The organism is Pseudomonas vanderleydeniana (genome assembly GCF_014268755.2).
Lineage (GTDB): Bacteria > Pseudomonadota > Gammaproteobacteria > Pseudomonadales > Pseudomonadaceae > Aquipseudomonas > Aquipseudomonas vanderleydeniana.
Genome location: NZ_CP077093.1, coordinates 1,675,260 through 1,689,120, shown reverse-complemented (window position 1 = coordinate 1,689,120; position 13,861 = coordinate 1,675,260). Strand labels below are relative to the sequence as shown.

Sequence of the window (13,861 nt, the reverse complement as noted above, 5' to 3'; positions counted from 1 at the left end):
GCCCCGATCCGTCGGGGCTTTTCCTTGCCCGCCACATCGTGTCGGTACCCTCGCCTTGCATAATCGATTATTTTGGCCGCACCCCGCCTATCCTGGTGGCCCACGCCAGGCAGGACGGCGCCCCTCTTTCAACTGGAGATCGACCATGAGCAACGCCACCAGCCGTACGCTGTCCGCCGCCACTCTCGCCCTGACCCTCGGCTCCGCCCTGAGCCTTGCCGCGCTGCCGATGACCGCCCACGCCGCCGACACCGAGAAATGCTTCGGCGTCGCCCCCAAAGGCCAGAACGACTGTGCCGCCGGCGCCGGGACCAGCTGTGCCGGGACCTCGACCAAGGACAACCAGGGCAGCGCCTGGAAACTCGTGCCCAAGGGCACCTGCGAGAAAACCGCGAGCAGCACCTCGCCCACCGGCTTCGGCCAGTTGCAGGCCTTCAACGAGAAAGGCTGATCGCCGGGATGTTGCCGCCCGCGCCATCGGCGCCCATCGATTGCGCGCGCGTACCAGCCCCGCGGCTGCCACCGCGTGCCGGGCTGGGGCTCAAGAGCGAGCACTTCCAGGTGGTCCTGGACAGCCGCCCCGATCTCGGCTTCTTCGAGGTGCATGCCGAGAACTACATGGTCGCCGGCGGCCCGTTCCATCACTATCTCGGGCGGATTCGCGAACATTATCCGCTGTCGCTGCATGGCGTCGGCCTGTCGATTGGCGGTGAGGCCCCCTTGGATCGCTCGCACCTGCAGCGCCTGGCCACACTGCTCGAACGCTACCAGCCGGAGTCGTTCTCCGAACACCTGGCCTGGTCGAGCCACGGCCCGGTGTTTCTCAACGACCTGCTGCCACTGGCCTACGACCCACCGACCCTGCAACGGGTCTGCGAGCATGTCGACCAGGTGCAAAGCACACTGAAACGCCCGATGCTGCTGGAGAACCCGGCCACCTACCTGCAATTCCAGCGCTCGACCCTCGACGAAACCGACTTCATCGGCGAGGTCATCCGTCGTACTGGCTGCGGCCTGCTGCTGGATGTGAACAACGTGTATGTCTCCTGCATCAACCACCAGCGCAACGCATTGGCCTACATCGAGGCGCTGCCGTTGCACGCCGTCGGCGAGATCCACCTGGCAGGCTTTGCCGAAGACCGCGACAACCTCGGCGACCGCCTGCTGATCGACGACCACGGGGCGCCCATCGCCCCACAGGTCTGGGCCCTGTACCAACAGGTGCTGGCCAGGACCGGCGCGCTGCCGACCCTGATCGAGCGCGACAACCGCATCCCGGCTTTCAGTGAACTAGTCGCCGAAGCAGCCCGGGCCCAGGACCTGCTCGATCGCCTGGAGAAACACCGATGAGCGACCAGGACACGTTCAGCCTGGCGCTGCTCGACCCGCAACTGCCCTGCCCACCCGGCCTCTGCAGCGCCAACGGCGCCGACCCGGCCAGCCGTTTCGCGGTATATCGCAACAATGTCCAGGGGTCGCTGATCAACGCCCTGGCCGACAGCTACCCGGTGGTCCACGCACTGGTCGGCGACGAGTTCTTCCGGGCCATGGCCGCCGCGCATGTCCGACAGTGTCCACCCACCAGCCCGATTCTCAAGGACTACGGCCGGGACTTCGACGTGTTCATCCGTGGTTTTGCGCCAGCGGCGAGCGTGCCGTACCTGGCTGACGTCGCCCGTCTGGAGCGCCTGCGGATCGATGCCTATCACGCCGCGGATGCAGCCTCCCTGAGTCCGGAACGGATCGGCCAGCATCTGGCCAACCCGGACGCCCTGGGCAGCCTGCGGGTCGGCCTGCACCCCAGCATCGCGGTACTGGAGTCGCCCTTTGCGATGCTGTCGATCTGGCTGGCCCATCACGGCGAAGGCGAGTTGGAGCAGATCGACCCGGACCAGGGCGAAGTGGTGCTGGTACTGCGCAGCCAATGGCAGGTCGAGCTGTTCAGGATCGACAGCGGCAGCCGGGCATTCATCCAGCGCCTGCTCGAGGGGCTTACGCTGGAAGCGGCCATGCTCCATGCCCATGACATCAGCCCAGCATTCGACCCGGCGCGGACGCTGGGCCTGCTCATACGCCACGGCGCCATCGTCCAGTTGCAGGCCGCCTCCTGAGGGCCGTCCATCGATACGCCAGATCCCGCCTAGACTGAGGATTCCCCCTCCACTGGAGCAAGCGCAGGATGAAAATTCTCTTGATTGGCGCCCATGGCACCATCGGTTCGGCCATCGACGAGGAACTGGCCCCACGGCATGAGATCGTCAGGATCGGCCGCACCAGTGGGGACCTCCATGTGGATATCAGCGACAGTGTCTCGATTCGCAAGCTCTTCGAACAGACCGGCCGGTTCGATGCCCTGGTCTGCGCCGCCGGCAACGTCAAGTTCGCCGCGCTGGCCGACCTGACCGAAGCGGATTTCGCCGTGGGCCTGCAGGACAAGCTGATGGGCCAGGTCAACCTGGTACGGATCGGCAGCGAGTATGCCAACGACAGCGCCTCATTCACCCTGACCAGTGGCATCCTCAGCCACGATCCGATCCGCTTCGGCGCCTCGGCCAGCCTGGTCAACGGTGCCCTCGACAGCTTCGTCAAGGCGGCGGCGATCGAGCTGCCACGAGGTCAGCGGATCAACTCGGTGAGTCCGACCGTACTGGTCGAGGCGATGGATGGATACGCCCCCTACTTCCGCGGTTTCAAACCCGTGCCGGCGGTGGACGTGGCCCTGGCCTACGCCAAGAGCGTGGAAGGCCTGCAGACCGGCCAGACCTATCGCGTCGGCTGAGCCCTGCGGCAGTCCATCTGCCAACCCTGGCCCCGTGGGAGGCGGCTTGCTGCGGGCGGCGTTCCGACGATCCGACGAAGGCAGCCATTGATCAAGCATTCGAATCAAGGTGCTGCCGCAATCGCCAGCAAGCCGGCTCCCACAGGTTAAGCGCCGCAGTGTCCGCAGGTTCACCGCAAGGCTTGTGATGCGAGGCCAGGCTGGGTAACGTGGCGGCACTTGCCAGGAGACCCGATGATGCGCGCCGCCCGTTCCTTGATGATTTTCGCCCTGCCCCTGTTCGCCGCCGGTTGCCAGATGCTCGCCCCCAGCGGCCCGCACCCGACCGCCGGGCTGAACCGCATGCAGGGCGAACTGAGCAGCGTCGACGGCAAGCTGCTGTTCCAGCCCTGCCAGGAGCAGCGCCGCTTCATCGTCAACGACAGCGGCAACACCAGCATCGCCCAGGAAGCCGCGACCTTCGCCGGCAAACCCGGCAAGCTGTTCGTCGACCTGCGCGGCAGTTTCTCGTCGAGCAAGGCCGACGGTTCCGATGGCCAACTGAACCTGCAGCAGGTCTACCGCCTGGAACGCGACAGCGGCGGGTGCAGCGATCCCGACTTCAAGCGCCAGACCGTGATCGCCAGCGGCCATGGTCCGGACTGGTCCTTCAAGGCCAGCGGCAACGGCATGGTTCTCGAACGCGACAAGCAGCCAACACTGGTCCTGCCCTACCTGGAAGAGCAACTCGGTGGCGGACGCTTCAGCCTGAGCACCGAAGCCAACAACCAGCACATCGAACTGTGGGTGGCCCCGCAGCGTTGCGTCGACAGTGCCAGCGGCAGCCTGCGCAACCTCAGCGCCGAATTGCGCATCAACGGCCAGGTGCAGCGCGGCTGTGCCACGTTTGGCGGCGCACGCAACGACTGATTCGGACCAGCAGTCATTCAAGCCTCACGGAAAACCGCCGTTGGGGCTTATAATCTCCGGTTTGTTGTAAAGCCGGCGCGCCCGCGTGGCCCGCATACTGGACCCTGTCATGTTACGAATCACCGAACTCAAGCTGCCGCTCGACCATCCCGATGAAGACCTGTGCTCGGCCATCGTCCAGCGCCTGGGCATCACCAGCGATGACCTGCTGGAATTCACCGTGTTCAAGCGCAGCTACGATGCCCGCAAGAAGTCGTCCGAACTGCTGTTCATCTACACCATCGACCTGGCGGCCCGGAACGAAGAAGCCCTGCTGAAGAAGTTCGCCGACGACCATAACGTCGGCCCGGCACCGGATGTCAGCTACAAGGTGGTCGGCCAGGCGCCTGCCGACCTGCGCGAGCGGCCGATCGTGGTCGGTTTCGGTCCCTGCGGCATCTTCGCCGGCCTGCTGCTGGCGCAGATGGGCTTCAAGCCGATCATCCTCGAGCGCGGCAAGGAAGTGCGCCAGCGCACCAAGGACACCTGGGGCCTGTGGCGCAAGAGCGTGCTCAACCCCGAGTCCAACGTGCAGTTCGGCGAAGGCGGTGCCGGGACCTTCTCCGACGGCAAGCTCTACAGCCAGATCAAGGACCCGCACCACCATGGCCGCAAGGTCCTGCACGAATTCGTCAAGGCCGGTGCGCCGGAAGAGATTCTCTACGTCAGCAAGCCGCACATCGGTACCTTCCGCCTGACCGGCATGGTCGAGAACATGCGCAAGGAAATCGAGGCTCTGGGCGGCGAAGTGCGCTTCCAGCAGCGGGTCACCGACCTGCTGCTCGACGGTGACCAACTGACCGGCGTGGTGCTCGACAGCGGCGAACAGCTGCACTCGCGCCACGTGGTCCTGGCCCTGGGCCACAGCGCCCGCGACACCTTCCGCATGCTGCACGGCCGTGGCGTGTTCATGGAGGCCAAGCCGTTCTCCGTCGGTTTCCGGATCGAGCACCCGCAGTCGCTGATCGACAGCGCCCGCCTGGGCAAGTATGCCGGGCACCCGAAACTCGGCGCCGCCGACTACAAGCTGGTGTACCACGCCAAGAACGGTCGCTCGGTCTACAGCTTCTGCATGTGCCCGGGCGGCACGGTGGTGGCCGCCACCTCCGAGCCGAATCGCGTCGTGACCAACGGCATGAGCCAGTACTCGCGTAACGAGCGCAACGCCAACTCCGGCATCGTCGTCGGCATCACCCCCGAAGTCGACTACCCGGGTGGCCCGCTGGCCGGTATCGAACTGCAGGAGCGCCTGGAATCCCACGCCTTCGTGCTCGGCGGCAGCAACTACGAGGCACCGGCGCAGCTGGTCGGCGACTTCATCGCCGGCAAGCCGTCGACCGCCCTGGGCAGCGTCGAGCCGTCGTACAAGCCGGGCGTGGCCCTCGGTGACCTGGCCCTGGCGCTGCCGGACTTCGCCATCGAGGCCATCCGCGAGGCCCTGCCGGCCTTCGAACGGCAGATCAAGGGCTATTCGCTGCACGATGCAGTGCTGACCGGGATCGAGACCCGCACGTCATCACCGCTGCGCATCACTCGCGATGCGTCGATGCAGAGCCTGAACGTCAAGGGCCTGTTCCCTGCGGGCGAAGGCGCCGGTTATGCCGGTGGCATTCTCTCGGCCGGCGTCGACGGAATCCGCATCGCCGAAGCCGTGGCGCGCAATATCCTCGGGATCGAGGCCTGAGGCCCGCCGCCATGAGCTACAGCGTCTCGCCGATCGGCTTCGTGCGCTCCTGCTTCAAGGAGAAGTTCGCCATTCCGCGCCAGCCACAGCTGGCGCCGGCGGCACGCGGCGTCGTGGAACTGGTGGCACCGTTCGACCAGGGTGATGCGGTGCAGGGCCTGGAACAGGTCAGCCATGTCTGGCTGCTGTTCCTGTTCCACCAGGCCCTGGAGGACAAGCCACGGCTCAAGGTCCGTCCACCACGCCTGGGCGGCAACAAGTCCATCGGCGTGTTCGCCACCCGGGCGACGCACCGGCCGAACGGTATCGGCCAGTCGGTGGTGCGGCTGGACAGGGTCGAAGGCAACCGGCTTTGGATCTCGGGAATCGACCTGCTGGACGGCACGCCGATTCTCGATATCAAGCCCTACGTGCCCTATGCCGACAACGTCCCCACAGCCGTCAACGACATCGCCAGTATGGCGCCACAACTGATCCCCGTGCAGTGGACGGACAACGCCCGGCAACAGGCCCAGGCGCACGCCCAGCGCCTTGGCGAGCCACTGTTCGAACTGATCGAGCAGTGCCTGGCGCAGGACCCGCGCCCGGCCTACCAGACGCCCGTGCCAGAGCGTGAGTACGGTGCGCAGTTCTGGGACCTGGATGTGCGCTGGCACTACCCGCAGGCGGGTGTGATCCGCGTACTGGAAGTCATTCCCGCCCACTAGAATCGGCTTCTCTCCCCCAAGGCACCAGCTCCTCCTGTGGCGAGCAGGCTTGCCTGCGCTGGGGTGCGAAGCGCCCCTAAAACCCGTGCACGCAGCGTATCAGGCATAACGTGCCCACGGGTTTACGGCTGCTACGCAGCCGAACGCGGGCAAGCCCGCTCGCCACAAGGACGCTTGCCAAAGAAAACCGCTCAGCCCGGAAACGAAAAAGCCCGCGCTGCCTTCCGGCAACGCGGGCTTTTTCCATGCAACGCTTACTTCTCGACGAACGCGCGCTCGATCAGGTAGTCACCCGGCTCGCGCATGCGTGGCGAAACGGTCAGGCCGAAGCTGTTGAGCACTTCGCTGGTCTCGTCGAGCATGCTTGGGCTACCGCACAGCATGGCGCGGTCGTCCTGCGGGTTGATCGGTGGCAGGCCGATGTCGCGGAACAGCTTGCCGCTACGCATCAGGTCGGTCAGGCGACCTTCGTTCTCGAACGGCTCGCGGGTCACGGTGGGGTAGTAGATCAGCTTCTCACGCAGCGCCTCGCCGAAGAATTCGTTCTGCGGCAGGTGCTCGGTGATGAATTCGCGGTAGGCGACTTCGTTGACGTAGCGCACGCCGTGGCACAGGATCACCTTCTCGAAACGCTCGTAGGTTTCCGGGTCCTGGATCACGCTCATGAACGGCGCCAGGCCGGTACCGGTGCTCAGCAGGTACAGGTGCTTGCCCGGCTTGAGGTCGTCGAGTACCAGGGTACCGGTAGGCTTCTTGCTGATGATGATCTCATCGCCTTCCTTGAGGTGCTGCAGCTGCGAGGTCAGCGGACCATCCGGCACCTTGATGCTGAAGAACTCGAGATGCTCTTCCCAGTTCGGGCTGGCGATCGAGTAGGCACGCATCAGCGGCCGACCGTTGGGCTGCTGCAGACCGATCATCACGAACTGACCGTTTTCGAAGCGCAGCCCCGGGTCGCGGGTGCACTTGAAGCTGAACAGAGTGTCGTTCCAGTGGTGAACACTGAGGACACGCTCGTGATTCATGTTGCTCATTGGGAAAGGGCTCCTGGAGATTTGGCCTGCGCTATCAATGAGCGCAATTGCATAGCATTCTAATGGCGGCGACAATATCTGTTAAATGAATTATCAAGATAAGGGTTATCGGTTATATAGATATGCGATTTACTCTCCGTCAACTTCAAGTATTCGTCGCCGTCGCCCAGCAGGAAAGCGTATCACGCGCCGCCGGCCTGCTCGCGCTGTCCCAGTCCGCTGCGAGCACCTCGATCACCGAACTGGAGCGGCAATCGAGCTGCCAACTGTTCGATCGCGCCGGCAAGCGCCTGAGCCTCAACGCCCTGGGCAAGCAACTGCTGCCCCAGGCCGTGGCCCTGCTGGACCAGGCCAAGGAAATCGAGGACCTGCTCAACGGCAAGTCCGGCTTCGGCTCCCTGGCGGTCGGGGCGACCCTGACCATCGGCAACTACCTGGCGACCCTGCTGATCGGCAGCTTCATGCAGTTGCACCCGGAAAGCCAGGTGAAGCTGCATGTACAGAACACGGCGAACATTGTGCAGCAAGTCGCCCACTACGAAATTGATCTGGGTCTGATCGAAGGCGATTGCAGCCATCCCGATATCGAGGTGCAAAGCTGGGTCGAAGATGAGCTGGTGGTGTTCTGTGCACCGCAGCACCAACTGGCCCGTCGCGGTCACGCGAGTCTTGAGGAGCTGACCCGCGAAGCCTGGATTTTGCGCGAACAGGGCTCCGGCACCCGGCTGACCTTCGACCAGGCCATGCGTCATCACCGCAGCGCGCTGAACGTGCGCCTGGAGCTGGAACACACCGAGGCCATCAAGCGCGCGGTGGAATCAGGCCTGGGCATCGGCTGCATCTCGCGCCTGGCCCTGCGTGACGCGTTCCGCCGGGGCAGCCTGGTGGCCGTGGAAACCCCGGAGCTGGACCTCGCGCGGCAGTTCTACTTCATCTGGCACAAGCAGAAGTACCAGACCTCGGCGATGCGCGAGTTCCTGGAACTGTGCCGCAATCTCACCGCCGGCGTGCGCCGCAGCGATGAGATCGTGCTGCCGACCCTGTCCTGACGGCTTAGAGCAGGATGACCGCCCAGACCAGGGCGATCATGCTCAGGGCCACGAACTGCGCGGCGCTGCCCATGTCCTTGGCGTTTTTCGACAGGGGATGACGGTCGAGGGAAATACGGTCGATGGCCGCCTCCACCGCCGAGTTGAGCAACTCGACGATCAGCGCCAGCAGGCACACGGCGATCAACAGGGCACGCTCGACCCGGCTGACGTTCAGGAAGAACGCCACGGGGACCAGGATCACGTTCAACAACACCAGTTGGCGGAACGCCGCCTCACCGGTGAAGGCGGCACGCAGGCCATCCAGGGAATATCCCGCCGCGTTGAGGATACGTTTTAAACCGGTTTGACCTTTGAAAGGCGAGGACATAGGTAGGCAACTGAGCAAAAAAGTGTGGGAAAGCTAGTTCAACCAAAGTCAAAAAAGCGTGAATGCCGAACGTCTTACTGGCTCGAAATTGACTCAAGTTGTTGCAGGAGCAATGCCGCCTGGGTGCGGGTACGGACCCCCAGCTTGCGGAAGATCGCCGTCACGTGCGCCTTGATGGTCGCCTCGGAAACGCTCAGTTCGTAGGCAATCTGTTTATTCAGCAAGCCTTCGCAGACCATGGTCAAGACCCGGAACTGCTGCGGAGTCAGGCTCGACAGGCCGGCACTGGCAGCCTTGGCCTCGTCGGAGACACTGACCGCCTCGAAGGCCTGTGGCGGCCACCAGACCTCACCGTCGAGCACGTTGCGCACGGCCTGCTGGATCACTTCCAGCGAACTGGACTTGGGAATGAAACCGCTGGCGCCGAACTCGCGCGAGCGCACCACCACCGAGGCTTCCTCCTGGGCCGAGACCATCACCACCGGGATCTGCGGGTATTGCCCACGCAGCAGCACCAGGCCGGAGAAACCATAGGCACCCGGCATGTTCAGGTCCAGCAGGACCAGGTCCCAGTCGGCTTTCTCGGTCAGGCGGGTCTCCAGTTCGGCGATGCTCGCCACCTCCACCAGCCGCACATCGGGCCCGAGCCCGAGGGTCAGCGCCTGGCGCAGCGCGCTGCGAAAAAGAGGATGGTCATCGGCGATCAGGATTTCGTATGTGGTCATTTTTCAAATGATCCTGTTTTTAGGCGCGCATCGATTGTGTCAACGCACACCGGGGCATCTCGAAACGACGGCCTGGCAAGGCCATGCGTCAAAGGGCACGTCCACGCCTGGAACCCTTGGGAACCGGCGTCCAGGCATTCTGCCGCACCCGAATCGGCGCCAAGCATGCCCAGCACGGCCGGGGTGGTCAAGTTCGATGCTTTACGGCAAAGTCACCGGCTCTCCAATAAGAGTGCCCTTATGCGAAGCCAAGCCCTGCGCGCCGATATCCTGATGCTGCTGACCGCCATGATCTGGGGCTCCGGCTTCGTCGCACAAACCTCGGGCATGGCGCATATCGGCCCCTTCCTCTACTCCGGCCTGCGGTTCGCCCTCGGCTCGCTGTGCCTGCTGCCGCTGGTGTTGCGCCGCAATCCGCAGCAGATCCGCCACGAACCCTTCCTCACCCGCGGCCTGCTGCTCGGCGGCATGCTGATGGGATTGGCCCTGGCGCTGGGCATCAACCTGCAACAGGTCGGCCTGCTGTTCACCACGGTGACCAACGCCGGTTTCATCACCGGCCTCTACGTCATTGTAGTGCCCCTGTTGGGACTGTTCATCGGCCACAAGACCGGTATCGGTACGTGGCTGGGCGCGCTGCTGGCAGTGGTCGGCATGTTCCTGCTGAGTGTTGGCGAGCAGTTCCAGGTGTCGCCGGGCGACTGGCTGCAACTGATCGGCGCCTTCGTCTGGGGCGGGCATGTGATCCTGGTCGGCGTATTCGCCAAGCGCCACGACGTGATCCGCCTGGCCTTCCTGCAGTTCGCCACCTGCGCCGTAGCCAGCCTGGTGCTTGCCCTGTGCCTGGAGCCGATCCAGTGGCCGGCCATCGCCGCAGCCGGCCCGGCGATTCTCTATGGCGGTATCGTCGCGGTCGCGATCGGCTACACCCTGCAGGTGATCGCCCAGAAGGACGCCATCGCCTCCCACGCCGCGATCATCTTCTCGCTGGAGGCCGTGTTCGCCGCCATCGCCGGAGCCTGGCTGCTCGACGAGTCGCTGCACCTGCGTGGCTACATCGGCTGTGCGCTGATGCTGGCTGGCATGCTGGTCGCCCAGCTCTGGCCACAGGCAAAGGCTACGGAGCCGGCAGAAACGGCCTGAGTTGGCGATGGGCTTCGTCGTCGAAATCCAGTGGCAACTGGAACTTGGCCCCCAGGTAATGGGTGGTGAAGACCTCCAGCAAGGCGCTCACGGCCTCGCCGGCCCGGGTGTCACCGGCCAACTCCAGGCACAGGGCGCCGACTTCCGCGGTGCAGAAGTGATCGTCGCGCTTGGAGCGGCGCAGCTTGTAGCGTGACAACTGCTCCGACTCCAGGCTCAACACCGGAAAGCGTTCCAGGTACGGGCTCTTGCGGAACATCTTGCGCGCTTCGGTCCAGGTCGCATCCAGCAGGATGAACAAGGGGCGCTTGCCCTCCACCGGCTGCACCTCGGTGACCACCCGTTCCGGGGCGACGAACTCCCCGGGGAACACGATGAACGGCTGCCACTGCGGGTCGTCCAGAAGCGCCAGCAATTGCGGGTCGACTTCGGTACGTGACCAACTGAACGCCGTGGTGTCACCAATGACATCGGCGATCAGCCAACCGGTGTTGCTCGGTTTCATCGGTTCCACGTCATGCATCAGCAGGCAGATTGCCGACCGCGCCGGCACCCGCGGGAGCCAGTCGCACAGGCAGAACTGCGGAATCACACGGCAACGCTCACAGCGTTCGGCCCGTGAGCCTCGAGCGGTGAACGGCGCTTTTGCGCGAGCCAGGCGCTCCGTGCGCAGGCGGGAAACAGCGTGGCTCATGGGCAGCGACGCCGGCAGGGGACAAGGTTGGACACGAAGAATACGACTCGCAACGGTAAAAATCCGCGCAGTCTAACAGAGCCAGCCAGCGGGTTTGAGCCGCGCCCTGTCGGCATTTTCATTCAGCGGCGAGCTAGTAGGCCTGACAACGGCCCTCTATACTTCGCGACCACTGAACGCACAGCCCGGTAACGGGTCGAAGCACCAGTTACCGAACCAGGAGAGTTGCATGCTGCGCCTTACCGTCCCGTCCATCGCCCTTCTGCTGGCGCTGCCTTTCAGTGCCCAGGCGGCATCGCTGAAAGATTTCGAACTGAACAAGATGCTCAAGGACGTTGCGCAGAAGAGCAACGAAACCCTGCCTCGCGAGCTCAACGAAAACATCCTAGAAGTCGCCTACACGGTCGAAGGCAACCAGTTGATCGACCACCTCAGCGTGCAGTCCGACTACGCCGAAAGCATGCGCGCCAACCCGAAGGCGGTCTACCTGCAACTGGGTGCCAGCGTCTGCCGCAACCCCAACTATCGCAAGCTGATGGCCCAGGGTGCGGTGATGCGCTACGAATTCACCGAGAACAAGAGCAATCGCCCCGTCGCTTCCGCTCATTTCGTGGAAAGCGACTGCCCGAAAGAAACGCCTGCGAAGAAAAAATGATCACTGCCGGGCCTGGCGCTGCTGTTCATCATCGGCGCGCAGCTCCGCCACCAGTGCCTGCAGGTAGCGCGAGCGCCGGTCCGCGCCTTCCAGGCGGCGCAGGCACTCCTCTTCGAAGCTGAGCTGATTGGCCCGGGCAGCCATCCGCAACAGCCGATACAACTCGGCATCGACCTCCAGTGTCACCCTCTCCATTCCTCGCCTCCGTGCAGAGCACCTGAACCGGCCAATCCCATGCGACGTTTGCCGTCGACTCCAGCTTAAGTAAATCAGAGCCGGAAGCCCGGGACAGGGCTTCTGACGAGCGGTGCAAATCACGCTCCGCGCAGCAACAAGCGGTTGCCGACAAGCCGTCCTGGGCCCATGATCAATGGGCCAGTTGTCATGCAAAGGCATCAGACTGGATGTACAGCGACACATGCAGTGTCGCGGCGACGGCGACGATTTCGGCCGCGCCAGAGGTTCTGTGTAGAAGGAGACATTACATGCCTTATGAACCGAATGACTTGCTGTCCCGTCATTTCCAGAACAACGGTGTCGACCTCACGAAGCAGGTCGAAGAACAACTCGAACAGATTGCCCCTGACAGCCCCAACCTCCCGCTCTATCGCGACATGATGCTGACTGTCCTGCGCATGGCCCAGGACGACCGCAATCGCTGGAACGCCAAGATCGTGCTACAAGCTCTGCGCGAACTGGAAAACGCCTTCCGCGTCCTTGACCAGTTCAAGGGGCGCCGCAAGGTCACCGTATTCGGCTCCGCCCGCACGCCGGTCGAGCACCCGCTGTATGCCCAGGCCCGTGAGCTGGGTGCGGCACTGGCCAAGTCCGACCTGATGGTCATCACCGGTGCCGGTGGCGGCATCATGGCCGCCGCCCATGCCGGCGCAGGTCTGGAACACAGCCTCGGCTTCAATATCACCCTGCCCTTCGAGCAGCATGCGAACCCGACCGTCGACGGCACCGTCAACCTGCTGTCCTTCCACTTCTTCTTCACCCGCAAGCTGTTCTTCGTCAAGGAGGCCAACGCGCTGGTGCTGTGCCCGGGCGGTTTCGGCACCCTCGACGAAGCGCTGGAAGTGCTGACCCTGATCCAGACCGGCAAGAGTCCGCTGGTCCCCGTGGTCTTGCTGGACGCACCCGGCGGCACCTTCTGGCAGAGCGCCATCGACTTCATCCGCAACCAGCTGGAAGCCAACCGCTACATCCTGCCCAACGACCTGAAACTGGCCCGCCTGGTGTACAGCGCCGACGAGGCCGTAGCGGAAATCAACCAGTTCTACAGCAACTTCCACTCCAGCCGCTGGCTGAAGAACCAGTTCGTGATTCGCATGAATCACCCGCTCAGCGAGCAGGTCCTGGCTCAACTCGACGAGCGCTTCGCCGACCTGTGCGTCAGTGGTGGTTTCCATCAACATGGCTATGCGGGCCAGGAACACGACGAGCCGCAGTTCAGCCATCTGTCACGGCTGGCGTTTCACTTCACCGCACGGGACCAGGGACGCCTGCGCGAACTGGTGGACTTCATCAACCAGCCGGAAAACTGGAGCAAGCCGGCGGTGTCCGCGCAGCCGCGCATGCGGGAACCGATCAAGGCAACCTGATCAGTCATCCAGTCCTCGGCCGCTCAACAGGCGGCCGATCATGTCCATGGAATAACCCCGATAACTGAGGAAGCGGCCCTGCTGGGCACGCTCACGGGCATCGGCGGGCAGACGCCCGGAAAACTTGCGGCGCCAGGTCTCCTCCAACTGGGCTTGCCAGTCGAAGCCACTTTCGCGCAGGGCCAGTTCGATATCAGAACGTTGCAAGCCACGCTGGCTCAACTCGTCGCGAATACGCAAGGGGCCGTAGCCGGAACGGGCGCGGTAGGAAACGAAGCTTTCGAGGTAACGGGATTCGGACAGCAGTCCCTCGTCCGTCAAACGGTCGAGTTCGGTGTCGATCAGTTCAGGCGGGGCGCCGCGCTGACGCAACTTGCGCGTCAGCTCGACTCGACCATGCTCGCGTCGCGCGAGCAGGTCCATTGCAGCACGCCGTACGGCGACCGGGGTATCCAGTACGGCGCTCATC

Annotated in this window: 17 protein-coding genes; 11 read left to right on the top strand and 6 right to left on the bottom strand. The window is 63.9% G+C overall.

Annotated elements, in window-relative coordinates:
* Positions 1–145: 145 nt before the first annotated feature.
* The 7 genes from HU752_RS07540 (at position 146) to tsaA (ending at position 6,118) form a co-directional block, all read left to right on the top strand.
* The gene (locus tag HU752_RS07540) at positions 146–451 is read left to right on the top strand and encodes a BufA1 family periplasmic bufferin-type metallophore (RefSeq protein ID WP_186681915.1); all 306 of its coding nucleotides are present in this window, start codon (positions 146–148) and stop codon (positions 449–451) included.
* Between the two features lie 8 nt (positions 452–459).
* Positions 460–1,350 (top strand): MNIO family bufferin maturase, encoded by an 891-nt coding sequence (gene bufB, locus HU752_RS07535; RefSeq protein WP_186681917.1) that lies wholly within the window; start codon positions 460–462, stop codon positions 1,348–1,350.
* Positions 1,347–2,111, top strand: coding sequence for an HvfC/BufC N-terminal domain-containing protein (locus HU752_RS07530; protein ID WP_186681919.1), 765 nt, complete (start codon positions 1,347–1,349; stop codon positions 2,109–2,111). The genes bufB and HU752_RS07530 overlap by 4 nt, the downstream gene beginning before the upstream one ends.
* A gap of 68 nt (positions 2,112–2,179) precedes the next feature.
* Positions 2,180–2,779: a short chain dehydrogenase gene (locus HU752_RS07525; RefSeq protein WP_186681921.1), complete on the top strand. Its 600-nt coding sequence runs from the start codon at positions 2,180–2,182 to the stop codon at positions 2,777–2,779.
* Positions 2,780–3,013: 234 nt separating this feature from the next.
* Entirely contained in the window at positions 3,014–3,688 is a 675-nt protein-coding gene (locus HU752_RS07520) for a COG3650 family protein (protein ID WP_186681923.1), read from the top strand.
* Between the two features lie 109 nt (positions 3,689–3,797).
* Complete coding sequence (locus HU752_RS07515) at positions 3,798–5,411, top strand: NAD(P)/FAD-dependent oxidoreductase (RefSeq protein WP_186681925.1); 1,614 nt, start codon at positions 3,798–3,800, stop codon at positions 5,409–5,411.
* An 11-nt stretch (positions 5,412–5,422) separates the two neighbouring features.
* Positions 5,423–6,118, top strand: a complete 696-nt coding sequence (gene tsaA, locus HU752_RS07510) for a tRNA (N6-threonylcarbamoyladenosine(37)-N6)-methyltransferase TrmO (RefSeq protein WP_186681927.1) — start codon at positions 5,423–5,425, stop codon at positions 6,116–6,118.
* Between the two features lie 254 nt (positions 6,119–6,372).
* Here the strand turns inward: tsaA and fpr are convergent, their stop codons facing one another.
* Entirely contained in the window at positions 6,373–7,152 is a 780-nt protein-coding gene (gene fpr, locus HU752_RS07505) for a ferredoxin-NADP reductase (protein ID WP_003198368.1), read from the bottom strand.
* 122 nt (positions 7,153–7,274) lie between these two features.
* Here fpr and HU752_RS07500 point away from each other — a divergent pair, with 122 nt between their 5' ends.
* A complete protein-coding gene (locus HU752_RS07500; RefSeq protein WP_186681929.1) occupies positions 7,275–8,201 on the top strand; it encodes a LysR family transcriptional regulator in 927 nt (308 codons plus the stop codon).
* A gap of 4 nt (positions 8,202–8,205) precedes the next feature.
* Here HU752_RS07500 and HU752_RS07495 read toward each other — a convergent pair whose 3' ends face one another.
* Both HU752_RS07495 and erdR read right to left on the bottom strand, forming a co-directional pair.
* Complete coding sequence (locus HU752_RS07495) at positions 8,206–8,571, bottom strand: diacylglycerol kinase (RefSeq protein ID WP_186681931.1); 366 nt, start codon at positions 8,569–8,571, stop codon at positions 8,206–8,208.
* Positions 8,572–8,645: 74 nt separating this feature from the next.
* On the bottom strand, positions 8,646–9,296 hold the full coding sequence (gene erdR / locus HU752_RS07490; protein ID WP_186681933.1) for a response regulator transcription factor ErdR: 651 nt from the start codon (positions 9,294–9,296) through the stop codon (positions 8,646–8,648).
* Between the two features lie 240 nt (positions 9,297–9,536).
* On the opposite strand from erdR, the gene HU752_RS07485 reads away from it, so the two are divergent.
* On the top strand, positions 9,537–10,439 hold the full coding sequence (locus tag HU752_RS07485) for a DMT family transporter (protein WP_186681935.1): 903 nt from the start codon (positions 9,537–9,539) through the stop codon (positions 10,437–10,439).
* On the opposite strand, the gene HU752_RS07480 is transcribed toward HU752_RS07485, so the two are convergent.
* Positions 10,414–11,133: a tRNA-uridine aminocarboxypropyltransferase gene (locus HU752_RS07480; RefSeq protein WP_186681937.1), complete on the bottom strand. Its 720-nt coding sequence runs from the start codon at positions 11,131–11,133 to the stop codon at positions 10,414–10,416. The two genes, HU752_RS07485 and HU752_RS07480, sit on opposite strands and share 26 nt — an antisense overlap.
* A 229-nt stretch (positions 11,134–11,362) precedes the next feature.
* On the opposite strand from HU752_RS07480, the gene HU752_RS07475 reads away from it, so the two are divergent.
* Positions 11,363–11,788: a PA3611 family quorum-sensing-regulated virulence factor gene (locus HU752_RS07475; RefSeq protein ID WP_186681939.1), complete on the top strand. Its 426-nt coding sequence runs from the start codon at positions 11,363–11,365 to the stop codon at positions 11,786–11,788.
* On the opposite strand, the gene HU752_RS07470 is transcribed toward HU752_RS07475, so the two are convergent.
* Positions 11,789–11,983 (bottom strand): hypothetical protein, encoded by a 195-nt coding sequence (locus HU752_RS07470; protein WP_186681941.1) that lies wholly within the window; start codon positions 11,981–11,983, stop codon positions 11,789–11,791.
* Positions 11,984–12,273: 290 nt separating this feature from the next.
* Between HU752_RS07470 and HU752_RS07465 the strand changes: the two genes are divergently transcribed.
* Positions 12,274–13,392, top strand: coding sequence for an LOG family protein (locus HU752_RS07465; RefSeq protein WP_186681943.1), 1,119 nt, complete (start codon positions 12,274–12,276; stop codon positions 13,390–13,392).
* Here HU752_RS07465 and recX read toward each other — a convergent pair whose 3' ends face one another.
* Positions 13,393–13,860, bottom strand: coding sequence for a recombination regulator RecX (recX, locus tag HU752_RS07460; RefSeq protein ID WP_186681945.1), 468 nt, complete (start codon positions 13,858–13,860; stop codon positions 13,393–13,395). It abuts the gene before it with no gap.
* Position 13,861 lies beyond the last annotated feature (1 nt).